This window comes from Tateyamaria omphalii, from assembly GCF_001969365.1.
GTDB classification, from domain to species: Bacteria; Pseudomonadota; Alphaproteobacteria; order Rhodobacterales; family Rhodobacteraceae; genus Tateyamaria; species Tateyamaria omphalii_A.
The window spans coordinates 1925790-1941278 of sequence record NZ_CP019312.1; the positions used below are offsets into that span (position 1 = coordinate 1925790).

At 64.3% G+C, this 15489-nt stretch carries 16 protein-coding genes, 2 tRNA genes and 1 other RNA gene; 11 read left to right on the forward strand and 8 right to left on the reverse strand.

Annotated features, from left to right (window positions below):
• Window positions 1–126 precede the first annotated feature (126 nt).
• Window positions 127–1152, reverse strand: coding sequence for an RluA family pseudouridine synthase (locus tag BWR18_RS09600; RefSeq protein WP_076630233.1), 1026 nt, complete (start codon window positions 1150–1152; stop codon window positions 127–129).
• Between BWR18_RS09600 and BWR18_RS09605 the strand changes: the two genes are divergently transcribed.
• Entirely contained in the window at window positions 1151–1453 is a 303-nt protein-coding gene (locus tag BWR18_RS09605; protein ID WP_157598897.1) for a DUF6476 family protein, read from the forward strand. The genes BWR18_RS09600 and BWR18_RS09605 overlap by 2 nt on opposite strands.
• On the opposite strand, the gene BWR18_RS09610 is transcribed toward BWR18_RS09605, so the two are convergent.
• From BWR18_RS09610 to BWR18_RS09620, 3 genes are all read right to left on the reverse strand, one after another.
• Window positions 1450–2964, reverse strand: a complete 1515-nt coding sequence (locus BWR18_RS09610; RefSeq protein WP_076627760.1) for an ABC-F family ATP-binding cassette domain-containing protein — start codon at window positions 2962–2964, stop codon at window positions 1450–1452. The genes BWR18_RS09605 and BWR18_RS09610 overlap by 4 nt on opposite strands.
• Before the next feature lie 233 nt (window positions 2965–3197).
• A tRNA-His gene (locus BWR18_RS09615) sits at window positions 3198–3274 on the reverse strand.
• Window positions 3275–3317: 43 nt separating this feature from the next.
• Window positions 3318–3800, reverse strand: coding sequence for a GNAT family N-acetyltransferase (locus BWR18_RS09620; protein WP_076627761.1), 483 nt, complete (start codon window positions 3798–3800; stop codon window positions 3318–3320).
• A gap of 81 nt (window positions 3801–3881) precedes the next feature.
• On the opposite strand from BWR18_RS09620, the gene BWR18_RS09625 reads away from it, so the two are divergent.
• The gene (locus BWR18_RS09625) at window positions 3882–4070 is read left to right on the forward strand and encodes a DUF6324 family protein (protein WP_076630235.1); all 189 of its coding nucleotides are present in this window, start codon (window positions 3882–3884) and stop codon (window positions 4068–4070) included.
• A 67-nt stretch (window positions 4071–4137) separates the two neighbouring features.
• On the opposite strand, the gene BWR18_RS09630 is transcribed toward BWR18_RS09625, so the two are convergent.
• Window positions 4138–4596, reverse strand: coding sequence for an MmcB family DNA repair protein (locus BWR18_RS09630; protein WP_083957841.1), 459 nt, complete (start codon window positions 4594–4596; stop codon window positions 4138–4140).
• Window positions 4597–4706: 110 nt separating this feature from the next.
• Here BWR18_RS09630 and BWR18_RS09635 point away from each other — a divergent pair, with 110 nt between their 5' ends.
• The 4 genes from BWR18_RS09635 (at window position 4707) to BWR18_RS09645 (ending at window position 8197) form a co-directional block, all read left to right on the forward strand.
• Window positions 4707–5984 carry a hypothetical protein gene (locus BWR18_RS09635; RefSeq protein ID WP_076627763.1) on the forward strand — a complete coding sequence of 426 codons (1278 nt, stop codon included), beginning with the start codon at window positions 4707–4709 and terminating at the stop codon, window positions 5982–5984.
• Window positions 5981–6736: a hypothetical protein gene (locus tag BWR18_RS09640; protein WP_076627764.1), complete on the forward strand. Its 756-nt coding sequence runs from the start codon at window positions 5981–5983 to the stop codon at window positions 6734–6736. Before BWR18_RS09635 ends, BWR18_RS09640 begins: the two co-directional genes overlap by 4 nt.
• A 276-nt stretch (window positions 6737–7012) precedes the next feature.
• A non-coding RNA gene (gene ssrS, locus BWR18_RS22495) (6S RNA) lies at window positions 7013–7168 on the forward strand.
• A gap of 117 nt (window positions 7169–7285) precedes the next feature.
• Complete coding sequence (locus tag BWR18_RS09645; protein ID WP_076627765.1) at window positions 7286–8197, forward strand: pirin family protein; 912 nt, start codon at window positions 7286–7288, stop codon at window positions 8195–8197.
• A 54-nt stretch (window positions 8198–8251) separates the two neighbouring features.
• On the opposite strand, the gene BWR18_RS09650 is transcribed toward BWR18_RS09645, so the two are convergent.
• Window positions 8252–8836 (reverse strand): TetR/AcrR family transcriptional regulator, encoded by a 585-nt coding sequence (locus BWR18_RS09650; RefSeq protein WP_076627766.1) that lies wholly within the window; start codon window positions 8834–8836, stop codon window positions 8252–8254.
• Window positions 8837–9013: 177 nt separating this feature from the next.
• Here BWR18_RS09650 and BWR18_RS09655 point away from each other — a divergent pair, with 177 nt between their 5' ends.
• The 5 genes from BWR18_RS09655 to BWR18_RS09675 all read left to right on the forward strand — a co-directional run bounded on the left by BWR18_RS09655 (window position 9014) and on the right by BWR18_RS09675 (window position 13603).
• Window positions 9014–9226, forward strand: coding sequence for a hypothetical protein (locus tag BWR18_RS09655; protein ID WP_254684830.1), 213 nt, complete (start codon window positions 9014–9016; stop codon window positions 9224–9226).
• A 69-nt stretch (window positions 9227–9295) separates the two neighbouring features.
• Entirely contained in the window at window positions 9296–10582 is a 1287-nt protein-coding gene (locus tag BWR18_RS09660) for a homoserine dehydrogenase (protein ID WP_076627768.1), read from the forward strand.
• Window positions 10583–10612: 30 nt separating this feature from the next.
• Complete coding sequence (glpX, locus tag BWR18_RS09665; protein WP_076627769.1) at window positions 10613–11581, forward strand: class II fructose-bisphosphatase; 969 nt, start codon at window positions 10613–10615, stop codon at window positions 11579–11581.
• Between the two features lie 101 nt (window positions 11582–11682).
• Window positions 11683–13425 (forward strand): single-stranded-DNA-specific exonuclease RecJ, encoded by a 1743-nt coding sequence (gene recJ / locus BWR18_RS09670; protein ID WP_076627770.1) that lies wholly within the window; start codon window positions 11683–11685, stop codon window positions 13423–13425.
• A 103-nt stretch (window positions 13426–13528) separates the two neighbouring features.
• A tRNA-Glu gene (locus BWR18_RS09675) sits at window positions 13529–13603 on the forward strand.
• A 205-nt stretch (window positions 13604–13808) separates the two neighbouring features.
• Here the strand turns inward: BWR18_RS09675 and BWR18_RS09680 are convergent.
• Both BWR18_RS09680 and BWR18_RS09685 read right to left on the reverse strand, forming a co-directional pair.
• Entirely contained in the window at window positions 13809–14846 is a 1038-nt protein-coding gene (locus BWR18_RS09680) for a GGDEF domain-containing protein (protein WP_076627771.1), read from the reverse strand.
• Entirely contained in the window at window positions 14843–15430 is a 588-nt protein-coding gene (locus BWR18_RS09685) for a heme NO-binding domain-containing protein (RefSeq protein ID WP_076627772.1), read from the reverse strand. Before BWR18_RS09685 ends, BWR18_RS09680 begins: the two co-directional genes overlap by 4 nt.
• Window positions 15431–15489: the final 59 nt, after the last annotated feature.

Genomic DNA, 15489 nt, shown 5'->3' on the forward strand with positions numbered 1-15489 from the left:
TTGTCGCAGCTTCAATATGGCACGCGAAGCGGATGCCCGGCAGGGGCAGGCCCGTGCTTTCACGCGCATGTGCTGTTCGTTACAGCGATGTGTAAAGAATGCGTTACGTGTGCGATCCGTTCCGGCTCACGCGGCCAGAACAGCCAGCAAATCGGCGAAATCCCCCGGTAGAGGGGCCTCAAACCGTAACATCTCACTAGAAACCGGGTGCTCAAATCCCAGCACAGCGGCGTGCAGAGCCTGCCGGCCAAAGCCCGAAACCGCCTCTGCCGCCGCCTCGTTCAATGCACCGCGCGGCAGCTTGCGCTTGCCCCCATAGGTCGGATCGCCCACCAGCCCGTGACCTGCATGGGCCATATGGACCCGGATCTGGTGGGTGCGCCCCGTCTCCAGCCAGCATTCGATCTGGGCCAGAACCGGCGGCGCGCCGTAGCGCGCCACCAGCCGTGCGCGCGTCACCGCATGGCGCCCGCCCTGAAACAGAACCGCCTGCCGCTGCCGATCGGTCCTGTGGCGCGCCAGTTGCGTGGTCAGCTTCAACACATTGCCCGGCTCGAACGAGGCACCCTTCACCCCGCGCAGACGCGGATCATTGCCATCGGGCACGCCGTACACCAGCGCGCGGTAATAGCGTTCAACCGTATGTTTGGCGAACTGCGCGGCCAGCCCGTGATGAGCCGCGTCGGACTTGGCGACGACCAGTAGACCACTGGTGTCCTTGTCGATCCGGTGCACGATGCCGGGCCGTCTCATGCCGCCCACACCCGACAAATCGTCACCACAATGATGCATCAGCGCGTTCACGAGCGTCCCCGAGGGCGAGCCGGGTGCGGGATGCACGACCATGCCCGCAGGCTTGTTCACCACGATCAACTCGGCATCCTCGAAGACCACGTTCAGCGGAATATCCTCCGCTCCGATATGGCTCTCCTCCGGCGCCTCGACCGTGACCTCGATCACCGCGCCCTCGGCCACCCTGGCCTTGGGATCGGAGGCCACGGCACCATCCACGACCACGGCCCCGTCGGCCATCAGCCGCGCCAGCCGCGTGCGGGACAGGGCCGCGCCCTCTGGCACGTCGCGGGCGATGGCCTTATCAAGACGCGCAGGCGGATCGGCCGCAATGACAAAGGACAGGCGCGTGGACGACATGGATACCCCAGAGCTTCCGGCCAACCTGGCCTTTCTCAGGCGGTTGGTGACGGTGTTGACGATCATCATGATCGGAGGCGTTGTAACGGTGGTTGGCCTGCTTGTCATCCGGCTGAACGCAGACCCGGCCCCGCTGCACCTGCCCGATCAGGTCACCCTGCCCGATGGCACCACAGCGACGGCCTTCACCGTGGGATCAGACTGGTATGCGGTGGTCACCGCGGGTGACGAGATCCTGATCTTCGACCAGGTCACCGGCACCCTGCGGCAAACCATCGACGTGCAGATGGCCGCGGACTAACCGGCCATTTCAGCGGCCAGGAACACCTCCGGGCTCTCCACTTCCTCTAGCGTCTGTCCTTGCACACACCAGAACCGGTTGCCCACATGGCGCAGGAACGACCGGTCGTGGCTGACCAGCAGGCACGAGGTCTCGTGGCCAACCAACTCCGCCTCCAACGCCTCCTGCCCGTCGATATCCAGATGGTTCGTCGGTTCATCCAGCAGATAGAAGTTCGGTTGCTTCAACCGCAGCACCAACATCGCCAACCGCGCCTTCTGCCCGCCGGACAGCGCTGCAATCGCCGTGTCCTGCATCCGGTAATTCACGCCCGCCCCCGCCAGCACCGCCCGCGCGCGCTGGTCCCCGATGTCAAACGCACGGGTCACCGCCTGCATCGGCGTGTCGCTGTCAGCAAGCTGGCCGAGATGCTGATCGGAATAGGCCGGAATGACAGAGGCCGCACACCTGATCCCCGGCACATCCGCCTCCAACACGCGGGCGATCATCCCGACCAGCCGCGTCTTGCCCGTCCCATTCGACCCAAGCAGCACCACGCGATCGCCGGGCGCAATCCACTTCCGGCCGGTCCGGTACAACAACCGCCCATCCGGGGTGGTAACCTCAACATCCTCCAGAGCGATCAACGCCTTGGCATGGGTGCCACTGTTGGACAGCCGGATGTCCCCGGCATGGCGCGACACATGCGCAGGCTTCGCCGCCGCCTCCATCTTCTCGGCCCGTTCCGTCAACTGCCTGGTCTTGGTCAACAGCAGATCAGAGCCCGAATTGACGCCGACATTCTTCAGCTTCGCCGCCTGCCTGCGCAATTGCCGCGCCTTGTTCACGTCATTGGCAAAGCGCCGGGCATCAGCGGCATCCGCCTGCTCCAACGCGGCGCGGGCCGCCGAAAACGGCAGTGCGAAATAGCGTGACTGCTCGGCGCGCAGAAACAGTGTCGCATTGGTCACCGCATCCAGAAACGCCCGGTCATGGGAAATCACCAGCACCGGCAGATCACCGGGCAGCGCCGCCATCCACCCCTGCACCAGGGCAATCCGGTGCAGGTCCAGGTGGTTGGTCGGCTCATCAAGCAGCAACAGCCCCGGTTCCACCACCCATGCCGCCGCCAGCATCGCCATACGCTGCCACCCGCCACTCAGCTTGGACAACAGCCTGTGCTGAAACTCATACGGCACTGACAGATCGTTCAAAACGACATCCACCCGCCAGTTTTCATAATCTGCCTGTTCGGGCGGCAAGGCGGCCAGAACCCACTCATACATGGTGCACGCCAGCGCATCGGGCGGCAGGTTCTGCTTCACGTAGCCGATGCGCAGGCCGCGCGCGCGGGTGATCTCTCCGCCGGTTGGATCATGTTGACCCGCAATGCAGGCCAGCAGGGTCGACTTGCCACCGCCATTCTGGGCGACAAGGCCGATGCGGTTGCCTTTGGAGATGGTCAGATCAAGGTTGGAAAAAAGCGGTTCACTCAGCGTCACCGCCAATGCGTTGATGTTCAGGATAGCCATAGGGATCTCGGATCAAAAGACGTGCCGCAACGCGGCTTGGGGCAGACCGTGGATCAAAGTTACCTGTGGCCAGCCCTGCAAACGGATTTACAGGGCGTAACGGGGACCATGCTGAAGTCGGCGGATGATGCGCATGCTCAGCGTGTGCCCTCCCTTTGTGGATCGTGAACCTGTGCGCAGGCTAGGACGCGCAGCTCAAATTGCCAAGCCTCAATCACGCGCTTTGAAGGGGGTGGTACCACCGCCCCGGCTCGAACGGGGGACCTCCTGATCCACAATCAGGCGCTCTAACCAACTGAGCTACGGCGGCACTGGGGGTCAAATACCGATGCTGCAAACCGAATGCAAGACCGTCAGAAGCGATAAACCCACCTCTGTTCCACCAAATCCTGCCCGAAGGAGCGCACCGGTTTCGACGCCACCAAATCCCAGCCGTTGCGGGCATAAAGGGCACAGGCAGCCGCGTGGCTTTCATGCGTCCACAAGGACATGCCATCATAGCCCACCTCACGCGCAAACGACATGCACTGCCCCAGCAACATCTGGCCCGCGCCCCGGCCCCGCGCCTCCGGCACCAGCAGGAACAGGCGCAGCTTGGCCGTGACCGCGTCCTCGCGCACACAAAAGATGGACCCCAGGCGTGTGCCACCCGCCTCTGCGATCCACCCACGCTCACATACCGGATCATGATCCGCATTGAACGCCTCGAGGATGGACCGCACCAGCGGGCCGAAACTGTCATCAAACCCGGCTTCGCGGGCGTATAGATCGCCATGCTGCGTCACCAGCCAATCGGTGTCGGCAGCCACAAAGGGGCGCAAATGCACATCCGTCATGGCCCCACTATCCCCTTTGCTCGCTTGCCTTTCAATCGCGATCAGTCTAGCACGCAGCCTCCATATCCGCCGGAGATGACCATGGGGATCAACAAAGAAAGCGATATCGAAGCCAACCTGCAGATCGGCCCGACCGACGCGGGTATGGTGCGCATCTATATCGAGGCGAAAGGCATTGAAATCCCGATGGATTTCGACCCTGAAGAAGCCAACGAAATAGCGGATGAGATCAAGGCCGCCGCCAAAGCCGCAGGCGCGATGAAACGCTGACGCCGCGCGAAACCTGCGCTGACAACAGCGCACAGCACGCGCCCAAGACGCGCAACGCCACCCGGCGTCACCATCCCAACCCCGCGCCGGGATCGCGCAGCGCCTGCAAGCGCCGCGCCGCATGGGTGGCAAATTTCTGCACCATCACCTTGCGCCGCGCAGGCGCCAGCTTGTCCTCGGGCGCCATGCGGATGATCTCGGCATCATAGGCATCGGCAATGATCAGCCCCGTGCCCTCCGGCAACAGATCAACGGGAAATTCCCCGTCCACGGCCCAGAAAAACCGGTCGCACCACTCCAGATAGCCGTCCCACTTGTGATCCGACATGAAATCGGCACGGCTCGACTTGCACTCGATCACCCAGACCTCACCTTTCGGCCCCAGCGCCATCACATCCACGCGCAAACCGCGCGCAGGCACCAACTCCTCGACCGTGGCCCAGCCGAGCGAGGCGAGATGGCGCGACACGCCCCGCGCCAGCAACTGGCCGGGCATCAGCGCCGTCATATCGGGTGCACTCTCCATGTTTCCGAACATACGAACAAACCCTGAACAAAGGCAAGCCACGCCTGCGCCCCTTGGCCTTGGCGCGCTCTGCCCCTACCTTTGGCCGACAGCGGTGAGGAGCCGACACAATGACCGATGACACAAGGCTAAGCCAATCACAGGCCCGCGGCGTCCGCTACGCGCGCGAGCTTGAGGGGCACCTCAATTGGCTCGAAACCTTCTCCGGCACAGCCCTCGGCGTGCTGGCCACGGCCTCGGGCATCTACACCTATCTCGGCGTCTCCTCCCTGCTGGATGAAAACGGCGCCATGTCAGTCTTTGCCGCCATCGCCTATTCGGTCGCGGTCTCCGTCGGCATCTTCGTCTTCTGGTCCTACATGATGCGGCTCTTTCCTGCCGTCCGGTCGGCGCAGGCGCGCATCGGGCTGATCGTGGCGATGGGCGCGGGCTCGCTCGCCATCGTGGCGATGTCCTCCTGGCTCAACGCCGCCGCCCTTGCAGGCTCGGCGGCCGTCGAACAGCACCTCGCAAAAACGGTGCAGGACTACCAGACCAGCTTGGAACGCGCACACGAGGTCGCCCTCAACGGCCAATCCCTCGAACGCGACGTCGCCCGCGTGCGCCAGTCGTTCGAGGATCTGTCGGAACAGGAAGCCGCAGGCGCGCTGTCGGGCCTCGCCGGTCGCGGCGCCGTCTTCCGGGTCTTGCGCCAGAAAGCCGCCGAACTGTCGGGGCTGGAAGCGCAAATCAGCGCCCAAACCCCTCTGGTCGAAAGCGCCTTTGCCGAAGGCAACGCGATCCTGTCGCGCATGCGCGCCCTCACGGTTGAGCCCGGCCCGGTTGAGGCGCGCAGCGTCGAGTTTTCCGAACAGGCCGTCCGCCTCGCGGGCCTCATCACCCAATTGCGCCAGCTCTCCGTCGCCCCCCTCGTTGAACGCGCGGCCCAAGATCTGGCCGCCTCCGTCGTGTTGCCAGAACTCGACAGCAGCACCGAACAGGGGCGCACCGACCAGGCCGCCACCATCACCTCCGTGCTCGAAGTGCTGGCCCAGCGTGCCGCCACCCTCGAACGGGCCGCGCAAAACGTGCAGGCACAGGGCCAGGCCACGGACGTGACCTACACCCCCATCTCATCGGCGGATGCGGTGATCCTCTACGCCCGGAACTTCGTCCCCTCCTGGGCGGGCGCCATTGCCATCGACCTTTTGCCTGCCGTGCTCGTCTTCATCCTCGCCATTACCCAAAACGCCATCCGCGGCGGGCGCGAGGGCGCGGCGGTCGAGGACACGCTGACGCTCGCTGAACTCCGCGCCGCCATGGCCGCCCTGCGCGACGTCGAAACCACCATGACAGCGCCCGCCGATCAGGTGGACCCTCCGCAAACCCCCAAGCGCGTCGCCGAATGACGGAAACGACCGCAAAACACCGCAACCCCATCGCCCGCGTGCTCATGGGCGTCCTGGTCTTCCAGCTGGGCATCGGCGCGCTCCTGGTGCTTGGCGACATGCAGGGGCTGCGGCTGCCCAGCTTCGGTCCGGACGCCCCACGCCTCACGGAACCCGTGCGCCCCGGCGACCAGCGGCGCACCTTCCGCCCCGACCGCGACCGCCCCGTCACGCAACCCGCCCGCAATCCCGGCGAACTGCCGAACCGGCTGGTGCTGACGCAAACCGACGGCACCACCTACCGGCTCGAAGGGGGGATCAGCGCAGGCGACGCCGACCGGATCACGGACATGATCACCCAGGCCGATCCCCGGCCCGAAACGCTCATCCTGCAAAGCCCCGGCGGCTCGGTCGCCGATGCGCTGGCCCTGGGTCGCACCATCCGGTCCGAAGGGATCGCCACCCAAATGCTGCGCGGCGAGTTCTGCTACTCCGCCTGCCCCTACCTGCTGGCCGCAGGCACAACCCGCGACATCGACGCGGATGCCTCCGTCGGCGTGCACCAGCACTATTTCGGCGAAAACACATTCCTGCCCGCCGCCTTCGCGGTCGAAGACATCCAGCGCGGCCAGGCCGAGGTGATGACCTATCTGAACGAGATGGGCATCGACCCGCTGGTGATGCAGCACGCCCTCAGCACCCCGCCAGACCAGATCTATGTCCTGCTGCCAGAAGAGTTGGAGCGCTACAGATTTACAGCGCCAGACAATTAAAGTTCCGGCAAACCAGCCAGTAGATTTGAAAACAGCGTGACATATTTCCAAGCCACAGACGTCGGACCGCAAGGTGTTACAGTCTGGGACAGCGCCTGCTCGCACACACATTCTGCCAGGATTTTTCCCAAGAACCCTCAGAAGTTTCTGGCTCAAGAAATCCTACCCCACTGCCCGCAGGACGGCTTCGCCGCTGGGAGGAAATGGCCAAGGCACCACAAGCGCCGCACGATCAACCTTGCCGCGCCACCCCCGCACCCCTATGTACCGCTACGACGGGTTCTGCCCTTCTCGTGATAGGTTGCATTCCGGTGGCCTTAAGCAATTCCGAGGGAGTTGGCTCTGTCCGGGCCCTGGTCCGGTTACCTGACGCCCACCTGTATATACAGGTCCTCGGGAATGAGAGAACCAAACGGTTGTGGTGGTCCCGTCACTTTCACCCAACATCTTGCGTTTGCAATTGCGCACAGGTCCGGTTCGCGGATGCCAATTGTGCGTGCATCTGCCGCGCCTATCTGAGTGCCAACGCAAGGATGAAAGGAGACACCGATGTCCCTCAGACCCACCATCGAGACGCGCAGGGCGCAACCCACCATGGAAGGCGCAGGCGTCCACCTGCACCGCGCTTTCGGCTTTCAGGACCCCTCCGAACTTGACCCGTTCCTTCTCTTTGACGACTTCCGCAATGACGTGCCGGAACATTTCGAAAAAGGCTTCCCCTGGCACCCACATAGGGGAATAGAAACAATCACTTACGTGCTTGAAGGCACGGTCGAGCACAGCGACAGCTTGGGCAATTCCGGCACGCTGGGCGCGGGCTCCGTCCAGTGGATGACCGCAGGCTCCGGCATCCTCCATCAGGAAATGCCGCACGGCAACGCGAAGGGCCAGATGCACGGCTTTCAGCTGTGGGGCAACCTGCCCTCCGACCAGAAGATGACGACACCGCGGTATCAGGACATCACGGGCGCGGACATTCCCGAAGTCACCGACGATGACGGGACGCGCGTGCGCGTGATCACAGGCGAATTCTGGGGGCAGACAGGGCCGGTTGACGGCATCGCCGCCGATCCGCAATACCTCGACATCTCGGTGCCGTCGGGAATGAAAAAGACCTTCAAAATTGACACTTATCGTCGTGCCTTCGCGTATGTGTTCCAAGGCGCGGGCGCTTTTGCGGACGCATCCAACCCCTCGGGCGTGCTGCTGGAAAAAGAGGTCGCGGGACAGGAACTGAACATCCGCGACCTGTCAGGCGACCGCACCCTGATCCGCTTTGGCACCGGGGATGAAGTGACAGTCCAGGCCGGTCCCGACGGCATCCGCTTCTTGCTGATCTCGGGCGCGCCCATCAACGAACCGGTCGCCTGGCACGGACCCATCGTGATGAACACGCAAGAAGAGCTGATGCAGGCCATGCGCGATCTGCGCAACGGCACCTTCATCCAGCCCGCACACTGAACGGGACGGCGGGCGGGGCGCATTTGGCACAGCCAAACAGCGTCCGGCCCGCCGTCACGCCAGCACGGATTTCCGCACCATATCCCAATATTGATCCTGTACGTCCCCCAGGCTCAAACGGCCACCGGCCCGGAACCAGGTGGTCACCCCGGTCAGCATCGCAATGACCGCCAGCGTCGCGATCTTCGGATCAGGCACATCGAACGCGCCCACCTCTGCGCCATCGCGCAAAATACGTTCCAAAACAGCCTCATAACGGCCGCGCAGGTCCTCGATCTCGGCAAAATTAGCGGGGTCCAGATTACGCAATTCCATATAGGCAATGAACACTGCGTCAGGCCGCGCATGGTGAAAGCCGATGTGAAAGCGGACAAAGGCTTCAAGCTGCACCAGCGGTGCGTCAGAGGGATCCACCGGCACTGCCGCCAGCAACTCAACCATGTGGTCGCGCATCAACTCGACCAGCAGGCTCTGCTTGTCCGGAATGTAGTTATACAGCGCCCCAGCCTGCACGCCGACCTCACCCGCGATCTGGCGCATCGACACCGCGGCGTACCCCTGCCGCGCAAACAGCCGCAGCGCCGCGTCGCGGATACGCGGGCCAGTGATGTCGGAATGCGAACCAGTTGTGCGCGCCATGGGCAGGATTTAACTGAACGGCCGTTCAAACCCAAGCGATGCTTGCGCCATTCGGGGCCATGGTGCATCACAAGGGCAACACATGATTGACGGAACGCTTCGACAATGCGCGCACATGCCGCTTTTTTCTGCCTGACGCTTGCGGCCTGCACTCAGTTCCCGGACCTGGACGACGCGGTGTCGCCTGATGTCGCCGCCTCCGACTTCCCCGCCCTCGTCCCGCTCGAGCCGCTGCTTGCGGGCGCGCAGCCGATTGTCGGCGACCCGGTTGCAACCACCGAAGACCTCGAAGCACGCATCGCCGCCCTCAGGGCGCGCGCAAGCGCGTTGCAGCGGCGGCCTGTCGTCGATCCGGCCACCCGTGCCCGGATGCAGGACCGCCTCGGCTAACGGCAATTGCACCCTGCCCCTGAACCCGCTACATCGCCCGCGACGCCCCATCGCTCAAAGGATCCCGACATGAACGCACCGCTTCGGCTTGGCATCGCAGGGTTGGGCACCGTGGGGATCGGCGTGGTCAAGATCGTGCGCCAGCACGCCGCCCTGCTGGAGGCGCGCACCGGCCGCAAGATCGAGATCAGCGCCGTCAGCGCGCGGTCTCGCGACAAGGACCGCGGCGTGCCCCTGAATGGCTACGTATGGGAAGACGACCCCGTGGCCGTCGCCACCCGCGACGACGTGGACATCTATGTCGAGCTGATCGGCGGCACCGATGGCCCGGCCAAAGCCTCGGTCGAGGCGGCGATAGCAGCGGGCAAGGACGTGGTCACCGCCAACAAGGCGATGCTGGCCATCCACGGCCAGGCGCTGGCCGAAGCCGCCGAAGCCAAGGGCGTCAGCCTGCGCTACGAGGCGGCGGTGGCCGGGGGCATCCCCGTCATCAAATCCCTGACCGAAGGCCTCGCCGGGAACGAGATCACGCGCATCGTCGGCGTCATGAACGGGTCCTGCAACTACATCCTGACACGGATGGAAAGCGCCGGGCTGAGCTACGCAGAGGTCTTTGCCGAAGCCGACGGGCTGGGCTATCTGGAGGCCGACCCGCAACTCGATGTGGGCGGCATCGACGCAGCCCACAAGCTGGCGATCCTGTCCTCCATCGCGTTCGGAACGCGCGTCGACTTTGACGGGATCGAGCTTGAGGGCATCGAGCGGGTCAGCATCGACGACATCCACCACGCGGCCGACATGGGCTACAAGATCAAGCTGCTGGGCGTCGCCCAGAAGACCGGGCGCGGGCTGGAACAGCGCATGATGCCCTGCCTTGTGCCAGACACCTCGCCCTTCGGCCAGCTTCAGGGCGGCACCAATATGGTGGCCGTCGAAGGGCACGCGGTGGAACAGGTGGTGCTGCGCGGCCCCGGCGCGGGCGAAGGGCCCACCGCCTCTGCCGTGATGGGCGACGTGTGCGACATCGCCCGTGGCCTGCGTCTGCCGGTCTTTGGCCAACCTGCCGACACACTGACAGACGCGCCGCGCGCCGCATCCATCCTGCCGGCACCGTACTACCTGCGCATGGCGCTGGTCGACAAACCCGGCGCGCTGGCCAAGATCGCGACCGTGCTGGGCGATGCGGGCGTCAGCATCGACCGGATGCGCCAATACGGGCACAGCGACACCACTGCGCCCGTTCTGATTGTCACCCACACCTGCACACGATCTGCCGTGAACGAAGCGCTGGAGGCCATGCAAGACACCGGCGTGCTTGCCTCCGATCCTGTCGTGCTTCGGATCGAAGCCGTCTGATTTTCATACTTCGCCAAAGGACTTTTCATCATGACCGATACCGCACAATTCCAGGACCGCATGCTGTCGCTGGGCCTCGCCCGCGTCTCCGAAGCGGCGGCCCTCGCCTCTGCCCGCCTTGTGGGGCACGGCGATGAGAAGGCGGCGGACCAAGCCGCCGTGAACGCCATGCGCCAACAGCTGAACATGCTGGACATCGCTGGCGTCGTCGTGATCGGTGAGGGCGAGCGGGACGAGGCGCCCATGCTCTATATCGGCGAAGAGGTCGGGACCGGATCGGGCCCCGGCGTGGACATCGCGCTGGACCCGCTCGAAGGGACCACGCTCACAGCCAAGGACATGCCCAACGCCCTGACCGTGATCGCCATGGGCCCGCGCGGCAGCATGCTGCACGCGCCCGACGTCTACATGGACAAGCTGGCCATCGGCCCGGGCTATGCGCCCGACACCGTCACGCTGGACATGTCGCCCGCCGAACGGGTCGAGGCACTGGCCAAGGCCAAGGGCTGCGACGCCGCTGACATCACCGTCTGCATCCTGGAACGGCCCCGGCACGAGGCGGTGATCAAGGCCGTGCGCGACACCGGCGCCTCCATCCGCCTGATCACCGATGGTGACGTGGCGGGCGTGATGCACTGCGCCGACCCGACCACCGGCATCGACATGTACATGGGCGAAGGCGGCGCACCCGAGGGCGTGCTGGCGGCTGCGGCACTCAAATGCATGGGTGGTCAGATCTATGGCCGACTGCTGTTCCGCAATGACGACGAAAAGAGCCGCGCGGCCAAGGCCGGGATCACTGACCTTGACCGCATCTATACACGCGACGAAATGGTGACGCAGGACGTGATCTTTGCCGCCACCGGCGTGACCAGCGGCTCGCTTCTGCACGCCGTGCAACGCGAGCCCGGCTGGCTGACCTGCGAAACACTGCTCATGCGGTCCAAGACCGGCTCGGTCCGCCGCATCAACTACCGCACGCCGACCCACACGGTCTGAGCGCGGGGCGGGCGACACGCCCGCCTTACGATTGCCCTTGCGCGTGCCGGGGACAGGCCTGCACCATACCGGCGCGGCGCAAGGGGGGAGAGAGTGGCGCAATGGCATTCCTGGGGGTCGAACAGTCCTTGACCGGTCGCGCCTGGATCGGCCCCGACCTGCCCGTGGAACGGGCAGCGGAGACCCTTGCACAGCACACCCAACTGCCTCGCCCGATCTGCCAGATCCTGGCCCGGATGGGCGTGCCGCCGGAGGGCGCCGATGCCTATCTGACGCCGACCTTGCGCGACCTCATGCCGGACCCGCGGTCCATGCGCGATATGGAACGCGCAGCCGAGCGCATCCTGACCGCCGTCCGCCATCGGCAGCGCGTGGCTGTCTTTGCCGATTACGACGTGGACGGGGGCAGTTCGGCAGCCCTGCTCATGACCTGGTTTCGGGAACTGGGCGCCGCGGCGCCCACGCTCTACGTGCCAGACCGCATCGATGAGGGGTATGGGCCCAATGATGCCGCCATGGCGCACCTGGCCGCCGCACACGACCTGATCGTCTGCGTCGATTGCGGGACCCTGTCCCATGGCCCGATCGCGGCAGCACAGGGCGCAGACGTGATCGTGCTGGACCACCACCTGGGCGGCGAGACGCTGCCAGACGCCTTTGCCATCGTGAACCCCAACCGACAGGACGAAGACGGCGCGCTCGCGCACCTGTGCGCCGCAGCGGTCGTGTTTCTGGCCCTGGTCGAGGCGGGCCGCCAGCTGCGCGCAGCGGGGCAAAACGGACCGGACCTGATGGCGATGCTCGACCTGGTCGGCCTTGCCACCGTGGCTGATGTCGCACCGCTGGTCGGCGTGAACCGCGCCTTTGTCCGGCAAGGGCTCAAGGTCATGGCGCGGAGGGACCGGACCGGGCTGGTTGCGCTCGCGGATATTGCCGGGCTCGACACGGCGCCCACGCCTTACCACCTGGGCTACCTGTTGGGGCCACGGATCAACGCAGGCGGTCGGATCGGCCAGGCCGACCTGGGCGCGCGGCTTCTGGGCACGACCGACCCGCACGAGGCCGCAGCATTGGCCGAACGGCTGAACACATTGAACGCCGAACGGCGCGATATCGAGGCCAAGGTCCGCGCAGAAGCCCTTGCGCAATGCGAGGCGCGCGGTACAGATGGCGCCTTGGCTTGGGCAGCAGGACCCGGCTGGCACCCCGGCGTCGTGGGCATCGTCGCCGCACGCGTGAAGGAGGCGACCAACAGACCGGCCATCGTCATCGGTGTCGAGGACGGGATCGGCAAGGGATCGGGCAGATCCGTCTCTGGCATCGACTTGGGCGCACCCATCCAGAGGCTGGCCGCCGAGGGGCTACTGATCAAGGGCGGCGGACACAAGATGGCCGCGGGCCTGACCGTGGAGGAGGGCAAGATCAACACCGCCATGTCCCGCCTGTCGGAACTGCTTGCAAAACAGGGGGCAGACGCACTTGGCCCCGCCGATTTGAGGCTGGACGGTGCATTGATGCCCGGCGCGGCAACGGTTGAGTTGCTGGACCAGATTGAAGCCGCAGGCCCCTTTGGCTCTGGCGCCCCGGCACCGCGTTACGCCTTTCCAGCCATGCGGATATTGAACGCACGGCGTGTCGGTGAAACACACCTCAAGGTGACCTTTGGTGAGGCGGGTGGAGCAAGGCTGGACGCCATCGCATTTGGCGCATTCGACACGGCGCTTGGCCCGGAATTGATGGATCACGGCGGCGCGTCTTTTCACCTGGCAGGGCGCGTCGAAATCAACACCTTCCGCGGGCGCCAGTCGGTCCAGCTTCGGCTTGAAGATGCAGCGCGCGCCTGACCTTCGCGCCATGTCGGTTTTCCGCAGATTTATCCCGGCTTCAGCCTTTTTTCCGCTTGCGCCCTTCCGCCGAATTGCCTATCTGAGCGCTCACACCAGCGATGGCCCGTTCGTCTATCGGTTAGGACGCCAGGTTTTCAACCTGGAAAGAGGGGTTCGATTCCCCTACGGGCTGCCATCCATCCCCAATAGCGCCAATTTGCCCCAACTGCGTTTGGGCCGCATTATGTCTGTCAAAACAGTCTTTGCGTCGGCGTACGAGCTTCGGCCAATCCCTACTTTGAAGGTCCGGTGGGATCGCAGCGCGCGCGCAGGCCGTTGTCGTGGGCGACGCGAAGCAGACGGCTTCTCTGCCTGCTTTCACACGTCAGGGCGATCCCCCATCAGGCCTCACGCTCCACATCGCGTCCCATCGGCGGCACGAGGTTTTGGGTTCTGCCGCGCAGAGCGGGCGTGTAACTGGTCTGTTGACCACGCCCACCGTTTTTCGAGGCATAAAGCGCCACGTCGGCGTCATCCATGACCTCAGCCACAGTCTGCTCGGACACGGGATCATAAATGGCCGATCCAATGCTGGCCGAGATTTTGCACACCTCGCCCTGAAACGGAATGGGCCGTGACAGCCTCTCGATGATCCTGCGGCCAATCCCCTCCATCGCTTCGCCGCTCTTGGCATGCGGCAGGATGATCACGAACTCGTCTCCCCCCACACGCGCAACCGTATCGCTGTCGCGGGTTTCTTCGACCATCACGCGGGCCACCGTCTGCAACACGTGATCACCGGCGGCATGACCCAGCGTGTCATTCACTGCCTTGAACCAATCAAGGTCAATCTGCATCAGGCCAAACCGCGTGCCCCAATCCACATGGCGCGCCACAACATGATCCATGGCCCGCCGGTTTTTGAGCCCCGTCAACGTGTCGGTGAACGCCTGTTCTTCGGCTGCAATCATCGCCCCTTGCAGGCGCAGGTTCAGCTTGCGCGAGGCTTCCATCGCAGCCGATTTCGCCTCCACCAGATAGAGCATCTCGATGGTCAGGTCCGTCGCGGCGAAATCGGCACTGGTCAGCGCATAGTCCGACACCGCATCCACCACCGAAATGCCAAATGACAGGTTCACGATGCTTTGCCCCTCGCTCAGGCCGGGCACCAGCAACCCCTTGACCTCGGTCTTGGGGGCGTCGCGCAATTGCAGGTGCAACTTGGTGCCCGCGGCGGCCCGCAGCGCGTCCATCGTGGTGATCGCGCGCGGGCGCTTGAGGTCGAAAATCTCAAGAAAGCGGCGGCCCACCATTTTCGCGTCCGGCCGCAGTTTTTGCAGCGTGGCTCCCACATGCACGACATGTCCGGTGGGCCCGAGGATCACGTGCATCGGACACAGAACATCCAATGCCTGCATGAGTGCATCCTGTTGCTTCATGACGCCCGCGCCCCCAGGTCAAAGGCGCGGCCGGCGGCAAACTCGGTTTCAACGAGCGTCACCGAAATCGTCTCGATCCCGTTTCCACTGCCCGTGTGCTCAAGCAAGGCGAGCGCGCCATAGTCATCCGCCATCGTGCGCAGAATGCCCATCATCACATGCCCGTATCCATCTATCGGGCTTTCACAGATCAGGCTGAAATGCGTCGGCGAGTGATCCCTCAACTCGATCCGCGGAAGGTTCAAATCGGACACGGCGAGCCGCGCGCGGTCCGGCAGATCATCGAGCGAGTGCAGGAATTCAACAAATGTCACACCGCCAAAACGCAACAGGCGCCGCAGCGCTTCGACATTCGGGTGGGAAACCAGATATGTCCCCATGTCCTCCATCACGTCACTACGCGGACGGTTCAAGATGTTGCTGATCGCGTCCAGCAGTTTCGGTGTGATGTCATCGTCATAGATCAACATCGCTTCGAACTCGACAAAGTCCATATCCGCAAAGCGGGTCGCTTCGACCCATTTGTCGGCCCCGTAACTGTCCGTCACGAAACACTGAATTGCCCGATTGATCAGCCCATGCATGGCGCGACATTCCCGTTTCCTCGGAATGCATCCTGCCCGCACATCTCTGAATAATCCAA

Bases quoted from the DNA above. Each gene is read 5' to 3' on its own strand.
- BWR18_RS09605 (WP_157598897.1), top strand. From the start codon at position 1,151: ATGGATACCCCAGAGCTTCCGGCCAACCTGGCCTTTCTCAGGCGGTTG.
- BWR18_RS09600 (WP_076630233.1), bottom strand. From the start codon at position 1,152: ATGTCGTCCACGCGCCTGTCCTTTGTCATTGCGGCCGATCCGCCTGCG.
- BWR18_RS09610 (WP_076627760.1), bottom strand. From the start codon at position 2,964: ATGGCTATCCTGAACATCAACGCATTGGCGGTGACGCTGAGTGAACCG.
- BWR18_RS09620 (WP_076627761.1), bottom strand. From the start codon at position 3,800: ATGACGGATGTGCATTTGCGCCCCTTTGTGGCTGCCGACACCGATTGG.
- BWR18_RS09625 (WP_076630235.1), top strand. From the start codon at position 3,882: ATGGGGATCAACAAAGAAAGCGATATCGAAGCCAACCTGCAGATCGGC.
- BWR18_RS09630 (WP_083957841.1), bottom strand. From the start codon at position 4,596: ATGGAGAGTGCACCCGATATGACGGCGCTGATGCCCGGCCAGTTGCTG.
- BWR18_RS09635 (WP_076627763.1), top strand. From the start codon at position 4,707: ATGACCGATGACACAAGGCTAAGCCAATCACAGGCCCGCGGCGTCCGC.
- BWR18_RS09640 (WP_076627764.1), top strand. From the start codon at position 5,981: ATGACGGAAACGACCGCAAAACACCGCAACCCCATCGCCCGCGTGCTC.
- BWR18_RS09645 (WP_076627765.1), top strand. From the start codon at position 7,286: ATGTCCCTCAGACCCACCATCGAGACGCGCAGGGCGCAACCCACCATG.
- BWR18_RS09650 (WP_076627766.1), bottom strand. From the start codon at position 8,836: ATGGCGCGCACAACTGGTTCGCATTCCGACATCACTGGCCCGCGTATC.
- BWR18_RS09660 (WP_076627768.1), top strand. From the start codon at position 9,296: ATGAACGCACCGCTTCGGCTTGGCATCGCAGGGTTGGGCACCGTGGGG.
- glpX (WP_076627769.1), top strand. From the start codon at position 10,613: ATGACCGATACCGCACAATTCCAGGACCGCATGCTGTCGCTGGGCCTC.
- recJ (WP_076627770.1), top strand. From the start codon at position 11,683: ATGGCATTCCTGGGGGTCGAACAGTCCTTGACCGGTCGCGCCTGGATC.
- BWR18_RS09680 (WP_076627771.1), bottom strand. From the start codon at position 14,846: ATGAAGCAACAGGATGCACTCATGCAGGCATTGGATGTTCTGTGTCCG.
- BWR18_RS09685 (WP_076627772.1), bottom strand. From the start codon at position 15,430: ATGCATGGGCTGATCAATCGGGCAATTCAGTGTTTCGTGACGGACAGT.